This is a genomic window from Actinoalloteichus fjordicus (genome assembly GCF_001941625.1).
Taxonomy (GTDB): domain Bacteria; phylum Actinomycetota; class Actinomycetes; order Mycobacteriales; family Pseudonocardiaceae; genus Actinoalloteichus_A; species Actinoalloteichus_A fjordicus.
Genome location: NZ_CP016076.1, coordinates 5,536,222 through 5,553,391, shown reverse-complemented (window position 1 = coordinate 5,553,391; position 17,170 = coordinate 5,536,222). Strand labels below are relative to the sequence as shown.

At 71.3% G+C, this 17,170-nt stretch carries 19 protein-coding genes; 11 read left to right on the top strand and 8 right to left on the bottom strand.

The window, feature by feature from the left end:
- Positions 1–131 precede the first annotated feature (131 nt).
- The 4 genes from UA74_RS23615 to UA74_RS23600 all read left to right on the top strand — a co-directional run bounded on the left by UA74_RS23615 (position 132) and on the right by UA74_RS23600 (position 2,347).
- Positions 132–965: a maleate cis-trans isomerase family protein gene (locus tag UA74_RS23615; protein ID WP_198042843.1), complete on the top strand. Its 834-nt coding sequence runs from the start codon at positions 132–134 to the stop codon at positions 963–965.
- 244 nt (positions 966–1,209) lie between these two features.
- Positions 1,210–1,632, top strand: a complete 423-nt coding sequence (locus tag UA74_RS23610) for a phage holin family protein (protein ID WP_075765503.1) — start codon at positions 1,210–1,212, stop codon at positions 1,630–1,632.
- Complete coding sequence (locus tag UA74_RS23605) at positions 1,629–2,063, top strand: DUF3618 domain-containing protein (RefSeq protein ID WP_075765501.1); 435 nt, start codon at positions 1,629–1,631, stop codon at positions 2,061–2,063. The genes UA74_RS23610 and UA74_RS23605 overlap by 4 nt, the downstream gene beginning before the upstream one ends.
- Complete coding sequence (locus tag UA74_RS23600) at positions 2,060–2,347, top strand: DUF4235 domain-containing protein (RefSeq protein ID WP_075742212.1); 288 nt, start codon at positions 2,060–2,062, stop codon at positions 2,345–2,347. Before UA74_RS23605 ends, UA74_RS23600 begins: the two co-directional genes overlap by 4 nt.
- A gap of 310 nt (positions 2,348–2,657) precedes the next feature.
- Here the strand turns inward: UA74_RS23600 and UA74_RS23595 are convergent, their stop codons facing one another.
- Positions 2,658–3,917, bottom strand: a complete 1,260-nt coding sequence (locus UA74_RS23595; protein WP_157434407.1) for an AI-2E family transporter — start codon at positions 3,915–3,917, stop codon at positions 2,658–2,660.
- A gap of 237 nt (positions 3,918–4,154) precedes the next feature.
- Entirely contained in the window at positions 4,155–4,727 is a 573-nt protein-coding gene (locus tag UA74_RS23590) for a type 1 glutamine amidotransferase domain-containing protein (RefSeq protein WP_232237389.1), read from the bottom strand.
- A 342-nt stretch (positions 4,728–5,069) separates the two neighbouring features.
- Between UA74_RS23590 and UA74_RS23585 the strand changes: the two genes are divergently transcribed.
- Both UA74_RS23585 and UA74_RS23580 read left to right on the top strand, forming a co-directional pair.
- Positions 5,070–5,987 carry a 1-phosphofructokinase family hexose kinase gene (locus UA74_RS23585; protein ID WP_232237388.1) on the top strand — a complete coding sequence of 306 codons (918 nt, stop codon included), beginning with the start codon at positions 5,070–5,072 and terminating at the stop codon, positions 5,985–5,987.
- A 36-nt stretch (positions 5,988–6,023) separates the two neighbouring features.
- Complete coding sequence (locus UA74_RS23580) at positions 6,024–6,851, top strand: 5'/3'-nucleotidase SurE (protein WP_075742210.1); 828 nt, start codon at positions 6,024–6,026, stop codon at positions 6,849–6,851.
- Between the two features lie 210 nt (positions 6,852–7,061).
- On the opposite strand, the gene UA74_RS23575 is transcribed toward UA74_RS23580, so the two are convergent.
- Entirely contained in the window at positions 7,062–7,691 is a 630-nt protein-coding gene (locus UA74_RS23575) for an SRPBCC family protein (protein WP_075765499.1), read from the bottom strand.
- A gap of 701 nt (positions 7,692–8,392) precedes the next feature.
- Here UA74_RS23575 and UA74_RS23570 point away from each other — a divergent pair.
- Genes UA74_RS23570 through UA74_RS23560 form a run of 3 tightly spaced genes read left to right on the top strand, consistent with a single transcriptional unit; the run spans position 8,393 to position 11,317 of the window.
- Positions 8,393–9,895 (top strand): aldehyde dehydrogenase family protein, encoded by a 1,503-nt coding sequence (locus tag UA74_RS23570; RefSeq protein WP_083683538.1) that lies wholly within the window; start codon positions 8,393–8,395, stop codon positions 9,893–9,895.
- Positions 9,888–10,550, top strand: a complete 663-nt coding sequence (locus UA74_RS23565; RefSeq protein ID WP_075742208.1) for a hypothetical protein — start codon at positions 9,888–9,890, stop codon at positions 10,548–10,550. Before UA74_RS23570 ends, UA74_RS23565 begins: the two co-directional genes overlap by 8 nt.
- An 11-nt stretch (positions 10,551–10,561) precedes the next feature.
- On the top strand, positions 10,562–11,317 hold the full coding sequence (locus tag UA74_RS23560; protein WP_232237387.1) for a DUF488 domain-containing protein: 756 nt from the start codon (positions 10,562–10,564) through the stop codon (positions 11,315–11,317).
- A 147-nt stretch (positions 11,318–11,464) separates the two neighbouring features.
- On the opposite strand, the gene UA74_RS33100 is transcribed toward UA74_RS23560, so the two are convergent.
- Entirely contained in the window at positions 11,465–12,295 is an 831-nt protein-coding gene (locus tag UA74_RS33100) for a MarR family winged helix-turn-helix transcriptional regulator (RefSeq protein ID WP_075742207.1), read from the bottom strand.
- Positions 12,296–12,386: 91 nt separating this feature from the next.
- Here UA74_RS33100 and UA74_RS23550 point away from each other — a divergent pair, with 91 nt between their 5' ends.
- Entirely contained in the window at positions 12,387–13,580 is a 1,194-nt protein-coding gene (locus UA74_RS23550) for a PP2C family protein-serine/threonine phosphatase (RefSeq protein WP_075742206.1), read from the top strand.
- Positions 13,581–14,019: 439 nt separating this feature from the next.
- Here UA74_RS23550 and UA74_RS32380 read toward each other — a convergent pair whose 3' ends face one another.
- Together UA74_RS32380 and UA74_RS23540 are read right to left on the bottom strand one after the other, a co-directional pair.
- Entirely contained in the window at positions 14,020–14,583 is a 564-nt protein-coding gene (locus tag UA74_RS32380; RefSeq protein ID WP_198042842.1) for an ATP-binding protein, read from the bottom strand.
- A gap of 159 nt (positions 14,584–14,742) precedes the next feature.
- On the bottom strand, positions 14,743–15,096 hold the full coding sequence (locus UA74_RS23540; protein ID WP_075742205.1) for an STAS domain-containing protein: 354 nt from the start codon (positions 15,094–15,096) through the stop codon (positions 14,743–14,745).
- A 333-nt stretch (positions 15,097–15,429) separates the two neighbouring features.
- Here UA74_RS23540 and UA74_RS23535 point away from each other — a divergent pair, with 333 nt between their 5' ends.
- On the top strand, positions 15,430–15,729 hold the full coding sequence (locus UA74_RS23535; RefSeq protein ID WP_075742204.1) for a WhiB family transcriptional regulator: 300 nt from the start codon (positions 15,430–15,432) through the stop codon (positions 15,727–15,729).
- Between the two features lie 60 nt (positions 15,730–15,789).
- Here the strand turns inward: UA74_RS23535 and UA74_RS23530 are convergent, their stop codons facing one another.
- On the bottom strand, positions 15,790–16,575 hold the full coding sequence (locus UA74_RS23530; protein WP_075742203.1) for a SigB/SigF/SigG family RNA polymerase sigma factor: 786 nt from the start codon (positions 16,573–16,575) through the stop codon (positions 15,790–15,792).
- Positions 16,572–16,997 carry an ATP-binding protein gene (locus UA74_RS23525; RefSeq protein ID WP_075742202.1) on the bottom strand — a complete coding sequence of 142 codons (426 nt, stop codon included), beginning with the start codon at positions 16,995–16,997 and terminating at the stop codon, positions 16,572–16,574. The genes UA74_RS23530 and UA74_RS23525 overlap by 4 nt, the downstream gene beginning before the upstream one ends.
- Between the last annotated feature and the right edge of the window lie 173 nt (positions 16,998–17,170).

Here is a 17,170-nt window from a genome sequence, read left to right as displayed (position 1 = left end):
GAGAGGCGCCAGGCATGCGCGGAGCAGCCACGTGCGCTGCCCGCCGTTCTTGTCACCAGCCCGTCACATCGGCTCAAACGCCGGGCAACAGCACCGGGTCACCCTGACGGCACGGCCGAAGGGGGAGTCCCATGACGAGCAGCCTCATCACACCGGTCCCTGACCCGGCAGAACTCCTGATCTCCGGCGCGCTGGTCGACGCGCCGCCTGCGCACTCCGGGTTCCCCACCGACCTCGCCCTCGGCCCCGGGGTCGGCGTGGTGGCGCCCTTCGACTTCGCCCTGGACCGCGAGCTGTGGCGGTGGGTGCCTGACGAGATCTCGCTGTATCTGACTCGACTGCCGTTCACGCCGCTGCCGATGACCGTCGAGCTGGCCTCGGTCCTCGCCGAGCCCGACGCGGTGGTCCGGGCGACTCGCGATGTGCTGGTTCCCGAGCCGTCGGCGGTCACCTACGCCTGCACCTCCGGCAGTTTCGTGGCGGGCTCGGCAGGCGAGCGCAGGCTGCGGGCGGCCATGGTCGCAGCGGGGGCGCCCGTCGCCACCACCTCCTCCGGCGCGCTGATCGAGGCACTCGGCCTGCTCGGGATTCGACGGGTGGCGTTGGCGACGCCCTACGTCTGCGGCGTCACCGACCGGCTGCGCGAGTTCCTCGGCGAGCATCGCGTCGACGTGGTCGCCGAGCGGAGCCTCGGCCTCATCGATCGGATCTGGCAGGTCTCCTTCTCCGAGGTCGTGCGAGCGGTGCAGGCGGTGGACACCCCCGATGCCGAGGCTGTCTTCGTGAGCTGCACGAATGTCCGGACCTATGAGCTGATCGCCCCGCTGGAGGCCGCGCTCGGCAAGCCGGTCCTCACCGCCAATCAGGTCACGATGTGGGCGACCCTGCGCGCGATCGGCGTCGCGGCGCGCGGCCGGGGGCAGGCTCTCCTCGATCGCACCGCCGAGCCGTTGCCCGCCTGCTGAGCCGGTCGAGCCGTCCCGGGGCGGGCCGCCTGCCGCCGACCCGAGCCGTCCGCACCCGCCTCACCCGAAGCGCCGTCGGCGCCTGCTCGACCTCGCACCCCGTCCCAGGCCCGAGACCCTGTCCTGCCGTCACCGGCGGTGGTCGACCGTCGCGCTTTCGGGCGTGCCCCGCCCGGTTTCCCCGGAGGGTTGCTCGACACACGAGTGGGGTAGCCGAGTCGGGAGCCAACGAAAGGCGGCGATCATGAATCCTGATACGAAGCAGGGCTACGCACGACATCATGACGATCGTTCGACGGCGGAGCTCATGGGGGATCTCTCGACCCAGCTCTCCCGGCTCGTCCGCGAGGAGATGCAGTCCGCCACGGCCGAGCTGCGGAGCAAGGGCAGGCGGCTGGGTGCAGGCGCCGGGCTCTTCGGCGCGGCGGGCGTGCTCGCCCTGTACGGCGGCGGCGTGCTCATCGCCACGCTGATCATGCTTCTCGCCCTGGTCCTGACGCCCTGGATCGCGGCGCTCGTCGTGGGCGTCGTGCTGCTGGCGGCGGCAGGCATGTGCGCGGCGATAGGGCGAGGCCAGACCCGTCGGGCGACTCCGCCGGTCCCGGAACAGACGATGGCGAGCGTCCGCGACGACCTTCAGACGATCAAGGAAGGGACGCACCGATGAGCAGTCAGCAACGGCGGCCGGACTACGGCAGGCCGCTCGACGAGCGTACCTATTCGGCGTCGGGGGAGGTCCCCTCGACACAGGCCCGGCCGGACGGCCCGAGTGAACCGGGAGATCTCCGGCTGGACATCGAGCTGACGCGTGAGGAGCTGGGCGACACGGTGGAGGCACTGGCCCAGAAGTTCGACGTGTCCAACCGGCTCAAGGGCGAGTTCCACGGTCGCACGGATGCGATGCGTGCCTCCGCGACGCATCTCGGGGAGCAGGCCGACGAATGGGCAGGCCGAGTGTCCGAGAAGCTTCCGCCCTCGATGGCCCGCAGGTTCGACCAGGCGGTGAGCTCGGTGCGGGAGCATCCGGGGCCCGCAGCGGCGGCCACGCTGGTGGCGATGCTGATGCTGCGCCGGGTGACGAGGCGGCGGAAGCGATGATCGGCCGACTGCTCTACCGGCCGCTGGGAACGCTGCTCGGCATGCTCGGCGGATTGGCGGCGAGCACGATCTTCCATCGGATCTGGCAACGGTCGACCGGCCACCAGGACGCTCCCGAGGCGACGATGGAGGAGTACGGCTGGCGGGAGGTCCTGGCAGCCGCCGCACTGCACGGAGCGGTGTTCGGCGTGGTCAAGGCGGCGGTGGATCGTGGTGGGGCGGCGGGATACCGCCGAGTCACCGGAACCTGGCCTGGCAAGGCCCGCCGGACGGCGCAGCGTTGAGCCGTCGAGGCCGCCGAACCATCGAGGCCGCCGAGCCGCCCAGGCCGCTGAGGCGCTGAGCCGCTCCATCGACACCATGGCCGATCCCCCAGGGCGGGGGCGTCGCGTCCGACGACCACACCGGTCGAGCGCGATGTACTCCCGCCCTTTCTCATGCCCTCGACGTCTCGTCATAGCCTCGGCACGTTGACGTCGTCCGGCGCCGCGTTCCCTTCGAACAGCTGGGGTCGAGCACCGGACGGCGGCGACGGGGTCGGAAGCAGCGGAAGCGCACGGCAGGGGCCGGGCGCGAAAGCCGCCCGGATCACGCTCAGGTGGGTGAGGACTCCGGTTCGTCCTCGCCGCCGGTCGAGCCGCGATCCCCGGCCCTGCCCGCCGAGGTCCTCGCGTCGCGCGCCGAGGACTCCCCGTCCGGATCTCCCTCGTGATCGGCGGGATCGTCATCGCGTCTGCCGCGTCGCTGCCAGGTTCGGACCATCGCCCGCAGCGAGGTCAGCAGCGGAACGGCGAGCAGTCCGCCGATGATGCCCGCCTGCGACAGACCGATGGTCAGCGTCAGTGCCACGGCCAGCGGATGCAGTCGCATCGTCCGCCCCATGATCCAGGGATGCAGCACGTTGCCCTCGATCTGCTGGACCAGCAGCACGATGCCGAGCACGAGTAGCGCGGCCACCAGCCCTTCGGAGGCCAGCGCGACCAGGATCGCCGCGCCGCCGGAGGCCAGCGCGCCGATGAGTGGGATGAACGCCCCGAAGAACACCAGCGCGGTCAACGGCAGGGCCAGCGGGATTCCGAGGATGAGGAGTCCGAGCCCGATGCCGACCGCGTCGATGACGGCCACGATGGCGGTCGCCCGGATGTAGTCGGTCAACGACCGGAAGGCGTTCTGGCCTGCCTGGTCGGCCAGCGCGCGGCGACGCCTCGGGACGGCGCGCAGCATGAAGCGCCAGATGATCGGCCCGTCGCGCAGCAAGAAGACCAGGATGAACACCACCAGCACCAGGCCGGTGACGAATCCCCCGACGCTGGTGACCGTGGTCAAGGCGCCGGAGAAGACTCGTTGCTGATTGTTCTGCAGTGCCGTGCCGAGTTCGCTGATCGCGTTGTCGATCTGAGCGGACTCTAAAGCGAGCGGTCCGTCGGTGAGCCAAACCCTGATCGAGTCCAGGCCTTGGATCAGACTGGACTGGAGGTCCGCCAGACCGCCGACGAAGGTGGCGACGATGACCGTCAACGCCGTGCCGAGGACGGCCACGCCGCTGACCATGACGATCGCGGTGGCGGGTCCTCTGGCCATTCCTCGTCGGTGCAGCACTGCCATGGCGGGTTCGAGCAGCGCCGCGAGCAGCAGCGCGATCGCCAGTGGGATCAACACGATGCTGATCCGGGTGACCACCACGCCCAGCACGTAGAGGGCGGCCACTAGGACCAGGAGTCGCCAGCCTCCTGCCGCGCTCACACGGAGCCAGCGGGGGAGGGAGCGCGTCGCGTCGGCGTCGGGATCAGTACGTCGATCGGCGATGGTCATCACCCTGTCAAGGTCTACCCGATTTCCGAGCGGAACGGGCATGTGTGAACAGTGGACTACGAGCCGACCTGCCTGCGCCGACGGCAGACCGATGCCCTCGCCTGTTCCATCGTGCCCGCATCACCGGAGATCCGCTTGACGATTGACTCGGTCCCGACGACCCGGCCCTGGCCCGCCAGGCGGCCCGGTCTGCCGAATCCGGGCCCGACCCGGCGGGCCGGACGTCCTGATCTCGACGCGGTCCAGCCGCCGAGCGGACGTCCGCGAGGCGGATCGGCGTCAGATGCCGACGTTCTGCGCGGAGTCGGCTGCCTTGGCGAACTCGGCCACCAGCGTCGAGCAGAAGACGGGCAGATCGTGGGGGTTGCGGCTGGTGATGAGCCGCTGATCGACGACGACCTCCTCGTCCACCCACGTCGCGCCCGCGTTGCGCAGGTCGGTCTGCAGACTCGGCCACGAGGTCAGGGTGCGGCCCCGGACGGCATCCGCCTCGATGAGAGTCCACGGCGCGTGGCAGATCGCCGCGATCGGCCTGCCCTCCTCGACGAACGCACGGACGAAGGCCACGGCCTGCACGTCGGTGCGCAGGAAGTCGGGATTGGCCACGCCGCCGGGCAGCACCAGGGCGTCGTAGCGGTGCGCGTCGACCTCGCTCACGACGCGGTCCACCGGAAAGCGGTCGGCCTTGTCGAGATGGTGGAAGCCCTGGATCTCGCCCTTCGCGGTCGACACCAGCTCGGGCGTGCCGCCTGCGGCACGAACCGCTTCCCACGGCTTGGTCAGCTCGACCTGTTCGACGCCTTCCGGCGCGACCAGGAATGCCACGGTCTGATTCGTGAGTCGCTCGGCCACGGGTTCTCCTCTGTTCGACTCGTGTCGTGTTCTGGCGCGTGCTCTGCTCCGGCCCGGTCGGTCCGGGCCGTACGGGGTGGCGTACCCGGCTGCACGGCATCTCACTCGGCTGAGCCTCGGCCTGCCGCTGTTTGACTGATCGTCACGACGGGTACCTCGTCGCGGTCCGACCTTTCGCAAGGGCAGGGAGAGGAGGCGACGCATGCGGAACCCAGCGATGAGCACCTCCCGCACGCTCGACGTCTCCTGGCCCGACTCCGTTCCGGTGCATCGACCCGGCAGGTGCGCGGTCCGCCGAGCGTCCTCGACTGCGCGCCGCTGCGACCACGAGGGCGGCCGACGGTGACGGATCACGTGATGGTGTTCGCCCCCTCGCCTCAGCTCACGGTGACCGTGGAGGACCGAGGCGACGAGCCGGATCTGCATCTGCACGCGGGAGGCCAGGGCGTCTGGCAGGCGAGGATGATCGCCTCGCTCGGCGTCCGGGTCGTGCTGTGCGCGGCGCTCGGTGGGGAGACCGGCGCCGTGCTGCGCCATCTGATCGTCGAGGACGGTCTGGAGTTGAAGCCGGTCGATGTCAGCACCCGCAACGGCGGCTATGTGCATGATCGGCGGGGCGGCGTGCGCAGCGAGATCGTGGACGCTCCCGGTGAGCCCCTGTCCCGGCATGAGCTGGACGATCTCTACGAGCTGGCCTTGGTGCACGGACTGGACGCTCGGCTGTCGGTGTTGAGCGGTCCGGCGCGACTCGGCATCATTCCGGCGGACACCTACCGCAGGTTGGCCGCCGATGTGACCGGCAACGGCGGGCTGGTGCTCGTCGACCTGGCGGGGGAGCAGCTCGACGCGGCCCTGGCGGGCGGCGTGTCGGTGGTGAAGATCAGCCACGAGGAGCTGATCGCGGACGGCAGAAGCCGCGACGACGACCGGGACTCGCTGATCAAGGCCGCCAGGGAGCTGAGAGCGGCCGGACCGGGTGCCGTGCTCGTCTCGCGGGCCGCCGAGCCTGCGTTGGCCCTCCTGGACGACGTCGTCTACGAAGTGCATCTTCCGGTGCTGCAGGCTGCCGAGACGCGGGGCACCGGCGACTCGATGGCGGCGGGAGTCGCCGCGGCGCTGGTGCGCGGCGAGTCGTTGATGGAGGCGGTGCGGCTCGGTGCGGCGGCAGGCGCGGTGAACGTCGTCCGGCGCGGGCTCGGCACGGGCCGGGACGAGAGCATCGAGGTGTTGGCGGCGAAGGTGGAACTGCGGGAGATCTGAGGCAGCCCACTGCGGGCGCAGGACGGAGCGGAACAGGTGCGCGTGCTGATCACGAACGACGACGGTGTCGAGTCACCGGGTCTGCACGCCCTTGCGGCGGCGGCGTTGGAGCAGGGCTGGGACGTCCTGGTGGCGGCGCCCGCGCACGAGTCCAGCGGCAGCAGCGCCGCGATCACCTCGGTCCAGCACGACGGCCGGGTGGTGGCGGACCCGCGGCGGCTGCCGGGGCTCGCGGGCGCCCAGTGCTACGCCGTGCAGGCCGCGCCCGCCTTCATCGCCTTCGCCGCCTCGCGCGGCGCGTTCGGCGCGGCCCCCGACCTCGTCCTCTCCGGCATCAACCTCGGCGCGAACGTCGGCCGGTCGGTGCTGCACTCCGGCACCTTGGGCGCCGCCATCACCGGAGCGATGCAGGGCGCGCGGGCACTCGCGGTGTCCTTGGACGCGGTCGCGCTCGACGCTGCGACGACGCGGGTCTCCGGCGAGATGTGGCGTGCCGCCGCGATCGGCGCCGGACTCGCGCTGCCGCCCCTGCTGGCGGCGCCGCGCGGCACGGTGTTCAACGTCAACCTGCCTCCGACGGAGCGGCCCGCCGTCATGCTGCACCGCGCCACGCTGGCCCGGTTCGGTGCGGTGCAGGGCCACGTCGACGCACTGACCGACGGACGGCTGCGCGTGACCACGACCCGGATGGAGGCCGAGGGCGGCGACGGTTCGGACGCGAGCCTGCTGGCCGACGGCCTGGCGACCATCACCGAGGTGACCTGGATCAGGGAGGCCGACACCGCACGGCTTCCCGAGCGCGTCGGCCCGGCCGCTGCCGAGGCGGATACGGCGGCCGTGTCGTCCGAGACGGGCCCGGTCTGAGGCCGCCTGGGCCTTCCTGCCTGTCTGCGGTCGCCGGTGCACCGGTCCCGACGCCGTCGGGAGCGAAACCGTGGGCTCGGCCTGCGCGGCCCGCCGTCCCGGCTCGGCTCCGCGCCAGGCCGCCACGCCGGTCGCCGACCCTCCGTCGTCGACAGGCAGGCTGCTCGCTTCTGCGGCAGACGCCCGCCTCCCGGAGCACCGGGCCCGCCTTTAGAAGCGCGGACGGTTCCTGGGATCGGTGTAAGGCGGCGTCGGGCCCATCGGCGTGCCGGGGGTGCCCGGTGCCGCATCGGCCGGGTTGTCGTACAAGGAGGTCTCCGCCTGCGCAGGCCGGGCGGCGGGCACGTCTGCCTCGGTGGGCCAGACGGGTTCCGGTTCGGTCTCGTCGAACCTAGCGCTGCGGTTCACCGGTCCCCGCTCGGCCCGTTCGGCGAGCCGGTGGGCGGACTCGGCGAGGGCGGCAGCCACCCAGTTGTCGACCACGCCGAGATAGTGCGTGACCTGCTGGCCGACGGAGCGGGGACGCCAGGCCACGCGCACCCGTACCTGGCAGTTCTCCTCGTCGATCGGCTCGAAGGTCACGATGCCTGCGTGCTCCGGCGTGTCGTCGCCGGACCGCCACCGCAGTTCGCGGGCGGGCCTGCCGCCGAGCTTCTCGATCTCCCACTCGGTGTGCTCTCCACTGCCGATCGCGAGCCGCCACGTGCTTCGGCTCCCGCCGTCGGAGACGACCTCCGTGACGTCGGGAAGCAGTTCGGCCAGCCGTTGCGGCCTGGCCCACCAGCGGTAGGCGGTTGCTGCGGACACGGGAACGTCCGTCGACCTGTCGATGACGGCCACCTGCTGCTCCTCTGTCGGCGGGGCCCGGCATGGAGTGCGGTCCTGTCTCCTGGCACGCGCGCCATGCCTCGGCGTGATGGTGTCCGGTCTGTGAGCCTGTCCTTGATCCCTGCTCTCCTGTTGCGCGGGGCCTGCGTGGCCACCAGCGGCGTTGTCGTCGGTCACCATAACTCCGTCATGGCTTCCTCCTGTCGCCGTGCAGCTCATCCACGCTGATCCCCGCTCACGACGGGGCGGGACCGAAGACAGACTCTGAGCAGTGCCTGGCGACGCTTCCCTCCGGTGGTGATACCCGAGATCTCCTCACACTGCACCTGTGGTCGTCCGGGGCGGCTGTCGGGCCGAGAGTTCCTCGGGTCGGATCGCCTTCGCTCGCTCTCCGACGAACGGCAGGAGTCGTCCGACGGCGTGGCCTGCCCGGCCCGGTCGACGACGCACGCACGCCGCCTCGCGCTCGGGCGACCGGGGCATGGCCACTCTGCCGGGGGGTTTCCGCCCTACTGATCACGCACCGCCGGTCGCGGGCCAGGTCGCCGTCCGCCGCAGGTCGCCGCGTCAAGACGACTCCGGCGCCCCTCGCACGTCGCGGGGGCGGTCTCCGCGTCGTCGGCCGGCGCGGCCACGCCCGGCGTGCCGCGCTCTCGTCGAGGTGTACCGCGCTCGCCTGCGGGTATTCGGGGACCTCGACAGCAGGAGGCGCGATGCTCGACGGGTTGTCCGGCTCATTGATCACGACGACAAGACCGGTGCTGCTCGAACAGGCGGCGCGGGAACATCTGCGAGTCCACAGCCCGGTCGACGGAGCGCTGGTCGGTCTGCTCCCCGTCGCCGACGAACCTGAGATCACGCATGCCGTGCGCACCGCCAGGTCGGCCCTCGCCGCCTGGTCCCGAACCTCGGCCGCCGATCGGGGGCGCCGACTCCGCACCGCGGCGGCGGCGGTGCGTGCCTCGGTGGACGAACTCGCCGCGCTGCACAACGCCGAGACCGGCCGTCCGGTGTCCGAGGCCAGAGCGGGAGCGCTTGCGGGCGCCGACGTCCTGGAACAGTACGCGGAACTCGGCCCGGTCCATCGGGGCCGAAGTCTCCTCGGCAGGGATGCCGCCGTCGACCTGACGGTGCCGCAGCCCCGTGGCGTCGTGGTCGTGCTGACCTCGTGGCACGACCCGGTCGGCGTGTCCTGCGGGCTGCTCGGCGCCGCGCTGGTCACCGGCAACACCGTGGTGTTCAAACCAAGCGAGCGGGCGCCGCACGTCGGTCGGTTCCTGACCGAGACGCTGTCCTCGGTGCTGCCTGCGGGCGTGCTCATGATGATCTCCGGCGACGATCGCACCGGTGCCCGACTCGCGGCCGACCCGGGCGTCGACCTGATCGCCCACCTGGGCTGTTCCGAGGCGGGCCGCAGCATCGCCCGGTCGGCGGCGCGGACGGGCGCCGCGGTGCTGCTGGAGAACGGCGGCAACGACGCGTTGATCGTCGATGCGGGCGTCGACGTGGCCTGGGCTGCGGAACAGGCGGCGGTGGGCGCGTTCAGCGAGACCGGCCAGCGGCGTGGCTCCATCGAGCGGATCTACGTGCACCGGGCACTGGCGGATCAGTTCCAGCATCGCCTGGCCGCGCAGGCTGCCCGGCGGGTCGCACGGCCCGCTCTGCCTGGCGACGTCGAACTGGGTCCGCTGGTGGACCGGCGACGGCGCGACCAGGTGCACGCACAGGTCAGCGAGGCGATCGGCCGGGGAGCCTGGGCGCTGGCGGGCGGCCGGGTGCCGCGCGGGCCGGGGGCCTTCTACCCGGCGACGGTCCTCACCGGCTGCGTTCCCGACATGCGGGTGATGCGGGAGGAGACGTTCGGTCCGGTCGCGGCGATCCGGATCGTCGAGGACTTCGACCAGGCGCTCGCCGAGGCGGCCGAGGATCGCTACGGCCGGGCCGCCACCGTGCTCACCGCGTCGATGCGTCGCGCGCAGCGTGCCTGGCAGGAACTGCCGGTCGGCACCGTGCGGGTGAACTCGTTGGCGGGCGAGGTCGGGCGCGGTGCGGTGCGACATCGAGGAGGCTGCGACACCGGATTCCACTTCGGCCCCGAGCTGTTGGACGAGATGACTGTGGTGAAGGTGGTGCATCTGGGCCTCGCGGTTCCAGGTGGCCGTCGGAACAGAGGTCCTGACCAGGTGTACGGCGGCGAGGAGGAAGTCGATGCGTGACTTTGGGAGCGAGACCGTTCGATCCGGTGGCCCGCTCGTCGTCGAGCACGGCCCGCCGGGTGGTCCCGCCGTGCTGGTCCTGGACCCCGCAGGGGAGGCCAACCATGGCGGCCTGCCGGGCACCTGGCGCTCGCTGGCCGAACGGGTGCGCGTGATGTGGTGCAGGCTTCCCGCCACCGAGGCGGGCGTGGAGTCCAACGCGGAGCTGCTGGACGAGCTCGCCGAGTACGGCATGCCCGCCTACCTGGTCGCGAGCGGCACCGCGACGCAGGACGCCCTGCTCCTCGGTGCCGTGAAGTGGCGACTGGTCCGAGCCGTGCTCCTGATCGAGCCCGACCAGGAGGCGGCGGACCTCGACTCGCCGGTCCCGGAGGGCGCCGTCGACCGGCTCGTGCGGGAACTCGCCGCGCGAGGCGTCCCCACCCGGATCATCCGACGGGATCCGGCCCACTCCGGAGACGCGGTGGGCGCGCCGCTGCCGCTGGGACATCCCGAGGTGGTCGACCAGATCATCACCACGATGGCCGAACTGGAGTCGGCGGCGAGTGAGCTGGGCGGTCCGGGCGAACGACCGGCGCTGACGCCGCAGGACTGGAGTCGGATGCGGAGCGGCCTGGCCGACGAGCTGCGCCGGGTCCGCCGACGGCGACGTTAGCGGCCCCCTCGATGATGCGGGCAGGCGAGCAGGCCGACAGGACCGGCATGGTCGGGTGGCGATCCGGAGTCCGGGTCCGACCCGGCCCAAAGCCGACCGCCTCGGCCGAGGCGGTCGGCAGTTCCGGCCCGGCCCGCTCGGCCGAACCGCAGCCGACGCCCGCGCACCGGGGACGGCCCGACGCCGCCACGGCCGCCGACCATCCCGCCGTCCCGCCGCCGGACGGACGCCCCGGCCTGGTCACCGTCGGACACGGCACCCTCGATCGCACCGAGCTGGCAGGTCTACTCCACGGAGCGGCGGTACGGGCGCTGGTCGACGTGCGCACGGTCCCCGGCAGCCGCCGCAACCCGGACACCGCCCGCGACGTCATGGGCGAATGGCTGTCTGCCGAGGGCATCTCCTATCGCTGGGACCAGCGGCTCGGCGGCTTCCGGCGACTGGCCGACCACTCGCCGGACACGTTCTGGCGTAACACGAGCTTCCGGGCCTACGCGGGACACACCCGCACCCCGGAGTTCCTCACGGCGATGGCCGAGCTGCTCGAGGAGGTCCGGCAGCGCACGGACGGGCGGGTGAGCGTGCTCTGCGGCGAGACGGTCTGGTGGCGCTGCCACCGCCGCATCATCGCCGACTACGCCTGGCTCGTCGCGGGCATTCCCGCCTGGCATCTGATGCACGACGGCAGGCTCGTCGAACACCCGCCGACACCGGGGGCCCGCGTCCAGTCCGACGGACTGCTGGTCTACGACGCCGACCCTGGGTGATGCGGCCCGACTGCCCATCGCGACGGTTCTGGGGACCGCGCGGTCGGTCGCGCGCCTGTCCACACCACGCCTACCGGTCCGGACGCCTCGACGATCAGCCGTGGCCACCGTGCGGTCGATCGGCCGGGCCTGCTGCGCGATGACGTCTCACGCCGACTGCTCGGTGTCCGGCCGCGCGGCGTCGGGGCGCGCCCCGATCGACCCGTCCCGAGGCGGACCGGGCCCGTCCTGGCGGCGACGGCCTCGCGGACCGCTCGATCCCCGATCCCACTGCTCGACCAGCCCGCGATCACGGTCGAGGCGCTCCCGCCGATCGGCCGCCCCCGCCTTCGGAGCCTGCGGGTCGGAGGCTTCCGACCCGCCGTCCGGGCGCCTCGACGGCCGGGCGGTCTCCGAGTCCTGGGTGGTCCCCGAGTCCTGGGTGGTCTCCGAGTTCCGGGTGTGCTCCGGGTACCGACCCCCACCGTCGGGCGGCGGCTCGATCGATCCGTCTCGCCGACCCTCTGCCGACTCCCGGCGGTCGAACGCGGCGGCGAACTCGTGCAGTCCGCGCAGCAGGGCGGTCCGGCCCTGACGGCTCATCGTCGACAGCACCGCACCGAGATCGGCCCGGCGGGTCTCGCGCAGTCGGGACAGCAGCCGGACGCCGTCCGGGCTCAGCACCAGTTCGATCTCGCGTCGATCGAGGGCTCCGGAGCGTCGTTCCAGCAGTCCGGCCGCCTCCAGTCGATCACAGAGTCTGCTTGCGGAGGAGGGCATCGCGCCGAGGACCTCGGCAAGGCCGGTCAGGTTGATCGAGTGGTGCCACTCCACGACCTGGAGGGCGCGGAGCTGAGCGGGGGACACCTTCGGGCGGACCGTGTCGCCCGCCCTGCCCAACAACAGGGTGAGCGACTCGGCCGCGACATCCGTCGCGCGGGTCTCCACCGGGTACGCCCCCTCGGAGGGCGAGCCGGGAGGCTGTCGCTCGGCTGCCATACCCCACTGTGACATAGCCGGTGATTCGGTACCGAAAGCCTCGCCATGGGTACCGTCGAGTCGGCGGTCCTCCCCCGCCTGAGGAGGAACGATGACGGCATGGCCTGCTATCGCCCTGCTGGAGCAGGCGCTCCGCAGACATCCGGTGCATGATCTCTTTCGAGCGCTGCCCGGACTGCTGGCGCTGCACGCGGGATTCCTCGACGCCACCGTGCGCCTTGCCGATTACCGCGTCGAACAGCTGCTGCCGCTCGGCGGCCACGACGCCGTCGCCGTCCCCGTCACCGGCTCACTCGACGGTGCCGCCTTCCGCGATCAGCGGCCGGTGATCGCCGACGCGGCGGCAGGCCTGGTGCACGTTCCGTTGTCCACGCGCGGGAATCGGCTCGGGGTGCTCTCGGGACGCGTCGAGGAGGAGATCACTCCCACGGTGCTGGACAGGCTGGCGGAGGTGGCCGACGCCGTGGCGCACGCCGTCGCCATCGTCGAGACCTCCACTGATCAGCCTGCGCGGGCTCGCCGGGACCGGCGCCTGACCCTGGCCGCCGAGATGCAGTGGGAGCTGGTGCGCTCCTGGGGCCTGGAGTGCCCGGAGTTCACCATCGCGGGTCAGCTCGAACCGGCCTACGCGGTGCGCGGCGACAATTTCGACTGGAGCGCCGATCCGGGGCTGCTGAGCATCGCCGTCACCAACGGCCTCGGCGAGGGACTCGACGCCGCGCTGCTGACCAACGTCGGCATCAGCGCGCTGCGGAACAGCAGGAGGTCGGGCCTGCCCCTGACCGAGCAGGCCGCCCTCGCCGATCAGGCGGTCTGGGGCCAGCACGGCGGCGATCGACACCTGGCGGCCCTGCTGATCCAGGTCGAGCTGGCCACCGGGCGGATGACCATCGTCGACGCGGGATCGCCTCGGCTGTGGATCATCCGGGGTGATCACGTGCGGCGTGTCGAGTTGGAGGAGCAGCTTCCGCTCGGCATGTTCGACGGGACCTCCTACGAGACCCAGGAGGAGCTGCTGCTGCCGGGCGACCGACTGTTCGTGGTCAGCGACGGCGTCTACGACTCGTCCAACGGCACCCGCACGTACGGGGAGACGTCGTTGTCCCGCATCGTCCGATCCTCGCGCGGCCTGCCTGCGGGCGAGTCGGTCCGAGCGGTCCTGTCCGACCTCGCCGTCTTCCGCGAGCACACCGATCTCGACGACGACGCGGTGGTGGTGTGCCTGGACTGGCACGGGCCGACGTCGACGTCGGCGGGCGGTCGGACGGCGCCGGACGGAGGCTGATCGGGGCGGGTGCGGCCGAGCTGATCGGGCGGGTCTGAGCCGGTCGCTCGGAGTTCGTCCGAAGTGGTCAAGGAAGCCGAGTCGGTCCCGTGCGCGGCGGAGCGCGGGCGGTCGCATCGGAGTTCCGGCGGGATCGCGTCGGCGTCGGTGGGTGCGTGGAAGCACGGCGCCTGTCGTCGCGGCGGGCGGATCGACGTGTGAAGGAGGCGACGTCCCGCAACGGTCCGGGCGGTCGGACGACCTTGCCTCGGCAGCAGGCCGTCCTCGTCCCTCGCGGTGTCCGTGCCGGTCGTCGCCGCTCGCCCGCCGTGCCCCGCCAGAACGTCGGCGACCTCGTCGTGCGCGGCTGCCGTCGCCGTCGCCGTCGCCGTCGCCGTCGATCCGTCGCGCCCGCCCGACCTCGACGAAGGGCGCGTCATTCGATCATGCGGACCGCCGCCTAGGCGTCGGGCGTGCGGCGTGCCTGTGCTGGTATCTGGAACTCGGCCCAGACGCACTTGCCTGCGCCGTCGGTCTGGAAACCCCAGTCGGAGCTGATGGCGGCGACGATGAGCAGACCTCGACTGCGCTCGCCCAGCGGGTCCGACCAGGAGATCTGCGGTGAATCGAGACTTCGGTCATGGACGCGGAGCGTTATCCGCGTCGTACTGCGCTCGACCTCCAGGCGGATCGGTGCCGCACCGTGCTCCACGGCGTTGGTGACGAGTTCCGAGGTGGCCAGCAGGACGTCGTCCACCAGTTCCCCCTCCAGCCCCCATCGGCCCAGCGCCGTGCCCACGGTGTGGCGTGCCTCGCCTGCGGCGGCGACCCCGCCCGGCGTCTCCATTCTGATCAGTGCACGCGTCTCCATCGTCCGATGCCTGCCCACCCTCGCCGTCGTGCGGCCGGTGCCGCTCTGCCGCGACGACGAGTGCTCGATCAGGAGCACTCGTGCGCCGTGTGCGTCGGCCTCGCCACCGCTGAAACCGTGTCCGCCTCCGGTCGTTGCGCCGTCGAGGATCATCCGTCCTTCGGCTGCCTCATCGACGCATCCGAGCCGGCCGACCGTCGGCATTGCGGGAGACCAGCCGCGCATCGCGCTCGCTGGTCTCCACTCCGCCTCGTCATGGTGGCTCACGCCGGTTGGTTTACCCAGCCGTTTCGCGAATCAATCAGGAGACGATCAGGACTGGGTGCCGGTCGTTCCGGCTGCCCGCCCTCCTGACGACGACGCACCGAGACCCAGGACCTCGGCCAGTCCGGTGATCTCGATGATCTTGCGCAGCTGAGACTGCGGGTTCACCACGGTCAGGCGAACGCCGTGCTCCTCGGCCTGTCGGAGGCCTCCCACCAGGACTCGCAGGCCTGCCGAGTCCATGAACGAGACCTCGGCGACGTCGACGGTCACCTCCTCGGCGTCCGTGGCGGTGATCGCCGTGCCGAGTTCCTGCTCCAACTCCGGCGCGGTGCTCAGGTCCACCTCGCCCGCGACGCTGAGTCGTGTCGAGGGGTGTCCTTCGGCGGTGATGCGCAACATCACAATCCCTTCCTTGCCTGGATCGTCATGCCTGGTGGCGAGCCTGGCATGTCACGGTGAGCCCGCGGAGAACGGTCGTGCACGCATGATAGTTGTCCTGCGACAAAGAACTACCATCCGCCATCTCGCCTACCACGCAGCCTGCATATCACGATGCATGTGCCCCGGACGACGTGGAGTAGATCACTCTCAGGCCGCCGTTTCACCCCCGGCGGGTCGGGTACCTCACCGCTGCCGACGGCGTGTCGCCCAGGGCGGCGAACGACGAGATCACGTCCTGCCCTGCGCACGGACCCGTCGGCGCGTCCTGCTGTAACTACCTCGGGAGTCATCATGGCTGAGACCGGACGTCTGCCCACGCCGGTGACGGAGCACTGGGACTGGCAGCTCGACGGCGCCTGCAGAGGTGCCAACAGCAGGCTGTTCTTCCATCCCGAGTCCGAACGCGGCCATGCCAGGGAGAAGCGGGAGAGCCGGGCGAAGGCGATCTGCCGGTCCTGCCCGGTGCTCACCCAGTGCCGCGAGTACGCCCTGACCAGCCAGGAGGCCTATGGGGTCTGGGGAGCGATGGGAGAGGGCGAACGTCGGGAACTCCTTAAGAGCCGTCGCCGAGAACTGCGGATGGCGCTCTGAACTTGGTGGGGGACGAGGACGATCGGCACTTGGTGGGGGACGAGGACGATCGGCGGTAAGTCATTCGCCGCCGCCCTCGACGTCGCCGATGCCCGCGCGCAGCCTGCTGAGGATGCTCGCCAGCAGTCGCGAGACCTGCATCTGTGAGACGCCGACGCGCCGGGCGATGTCGGCCTGACTCATGCCGCCGAAGAAGCGCAGCACGACGATCTTGCGGTCACGTTCGGGGAGCTTGGCCAGCAGCGGATGCAGCAGCCTGCGGTTGTCCACCTCGTCCATCTCCGGGTCGGCCGAGCCTAACGGCGCATTCGGCGAGTCCTCCAAGAGTCGGTCCAGCGAGGAGCCCTGCCGTCCGCCACTGGCGACGAGTGCCTCGAAGACCTCCTCGCGGGAAATGCCGAGGTGTTCGGCGAGCTCGCTCGGCTTCGGCGTGCGGCCGAGCGACTGGGTCAGCTCGTTGCGGGCCCCGATCACGGAGGCGCTCAACTCCTTGAGCCTGCGGGGCACCCGGACCGACCAGCTCGAATCACGGAAGTGACGGCGCAGCTCGCCCATGATCGTGGGCACCGCGAAGGGCAGGAAGGCGGCACCCCGATCCGCGTCGAAACGGTCGACGGCGTTGATGAGGCCCACCGTCGCGACCTGCACGAGGTCGTCCAGCGGTTCGCCGCGACGATCGAACTTGCGTGCGAGGTTCGTGGCGAGCCGAAGGTGCCTGCTGACGAGTTCGTCCCGGACCGCCTTGCGTCGGTCGTCGTCTTGGTCGAGCGCGGCCAGCCTGGCGAACAGCTCCTCGTTGGCCGGCTCGTCCGTGCCTGCGGTCGGTTCGGTCTGCTGCGTCGTCATCGGTTCGCCTGCTCGCCTCTACGGCGGACCAGCTCGATCCGAACGAGATCATCCTCGCCCGCCTCCTCGACGTGATCGGTCACCTCGTCCGTCAGCGCCGACAGCACCTGCCAACCCATCGCCTCCTTGAAGTCGGCCCGGTCCCGGCGGGACCGAACCTCCGCGGTGATGGTGATCTCCTGCTCACTCGGCAGGAAGACGCAGGTCAGCCGAGCCTCGGGTGTGGCGATCGAGACGAGCAGCGAGCAGGCCTCGTCAACCGCCATCCGCAGGTCGTCGATCGCGTCGAGCTCCAGGTCTTCGCGCATCGCGATGTCCGCCGCCACGGTCCGCAGGATCGGCACCTGGGCGGCCACGGCGCCCACCTGCACCTCGACCAGGCCTGCGGACGCCGTTCTTGCGACGGTCTCTGGCTCTGTCACGGTTCATCTCCTCAGTAACCTGGCGACATCGCCGCCGCACCCATGTCGAGGCATCTCGCTCCTGGAACCTAGTGGCACGCGGGACTCCGGTGGGAACGGCGATGCCCGTCGGTTCCCATCCGCCTACGACGCCGACGGGTTCGCCGGAGACCGGGGACGCCGGTGTCCGGGGG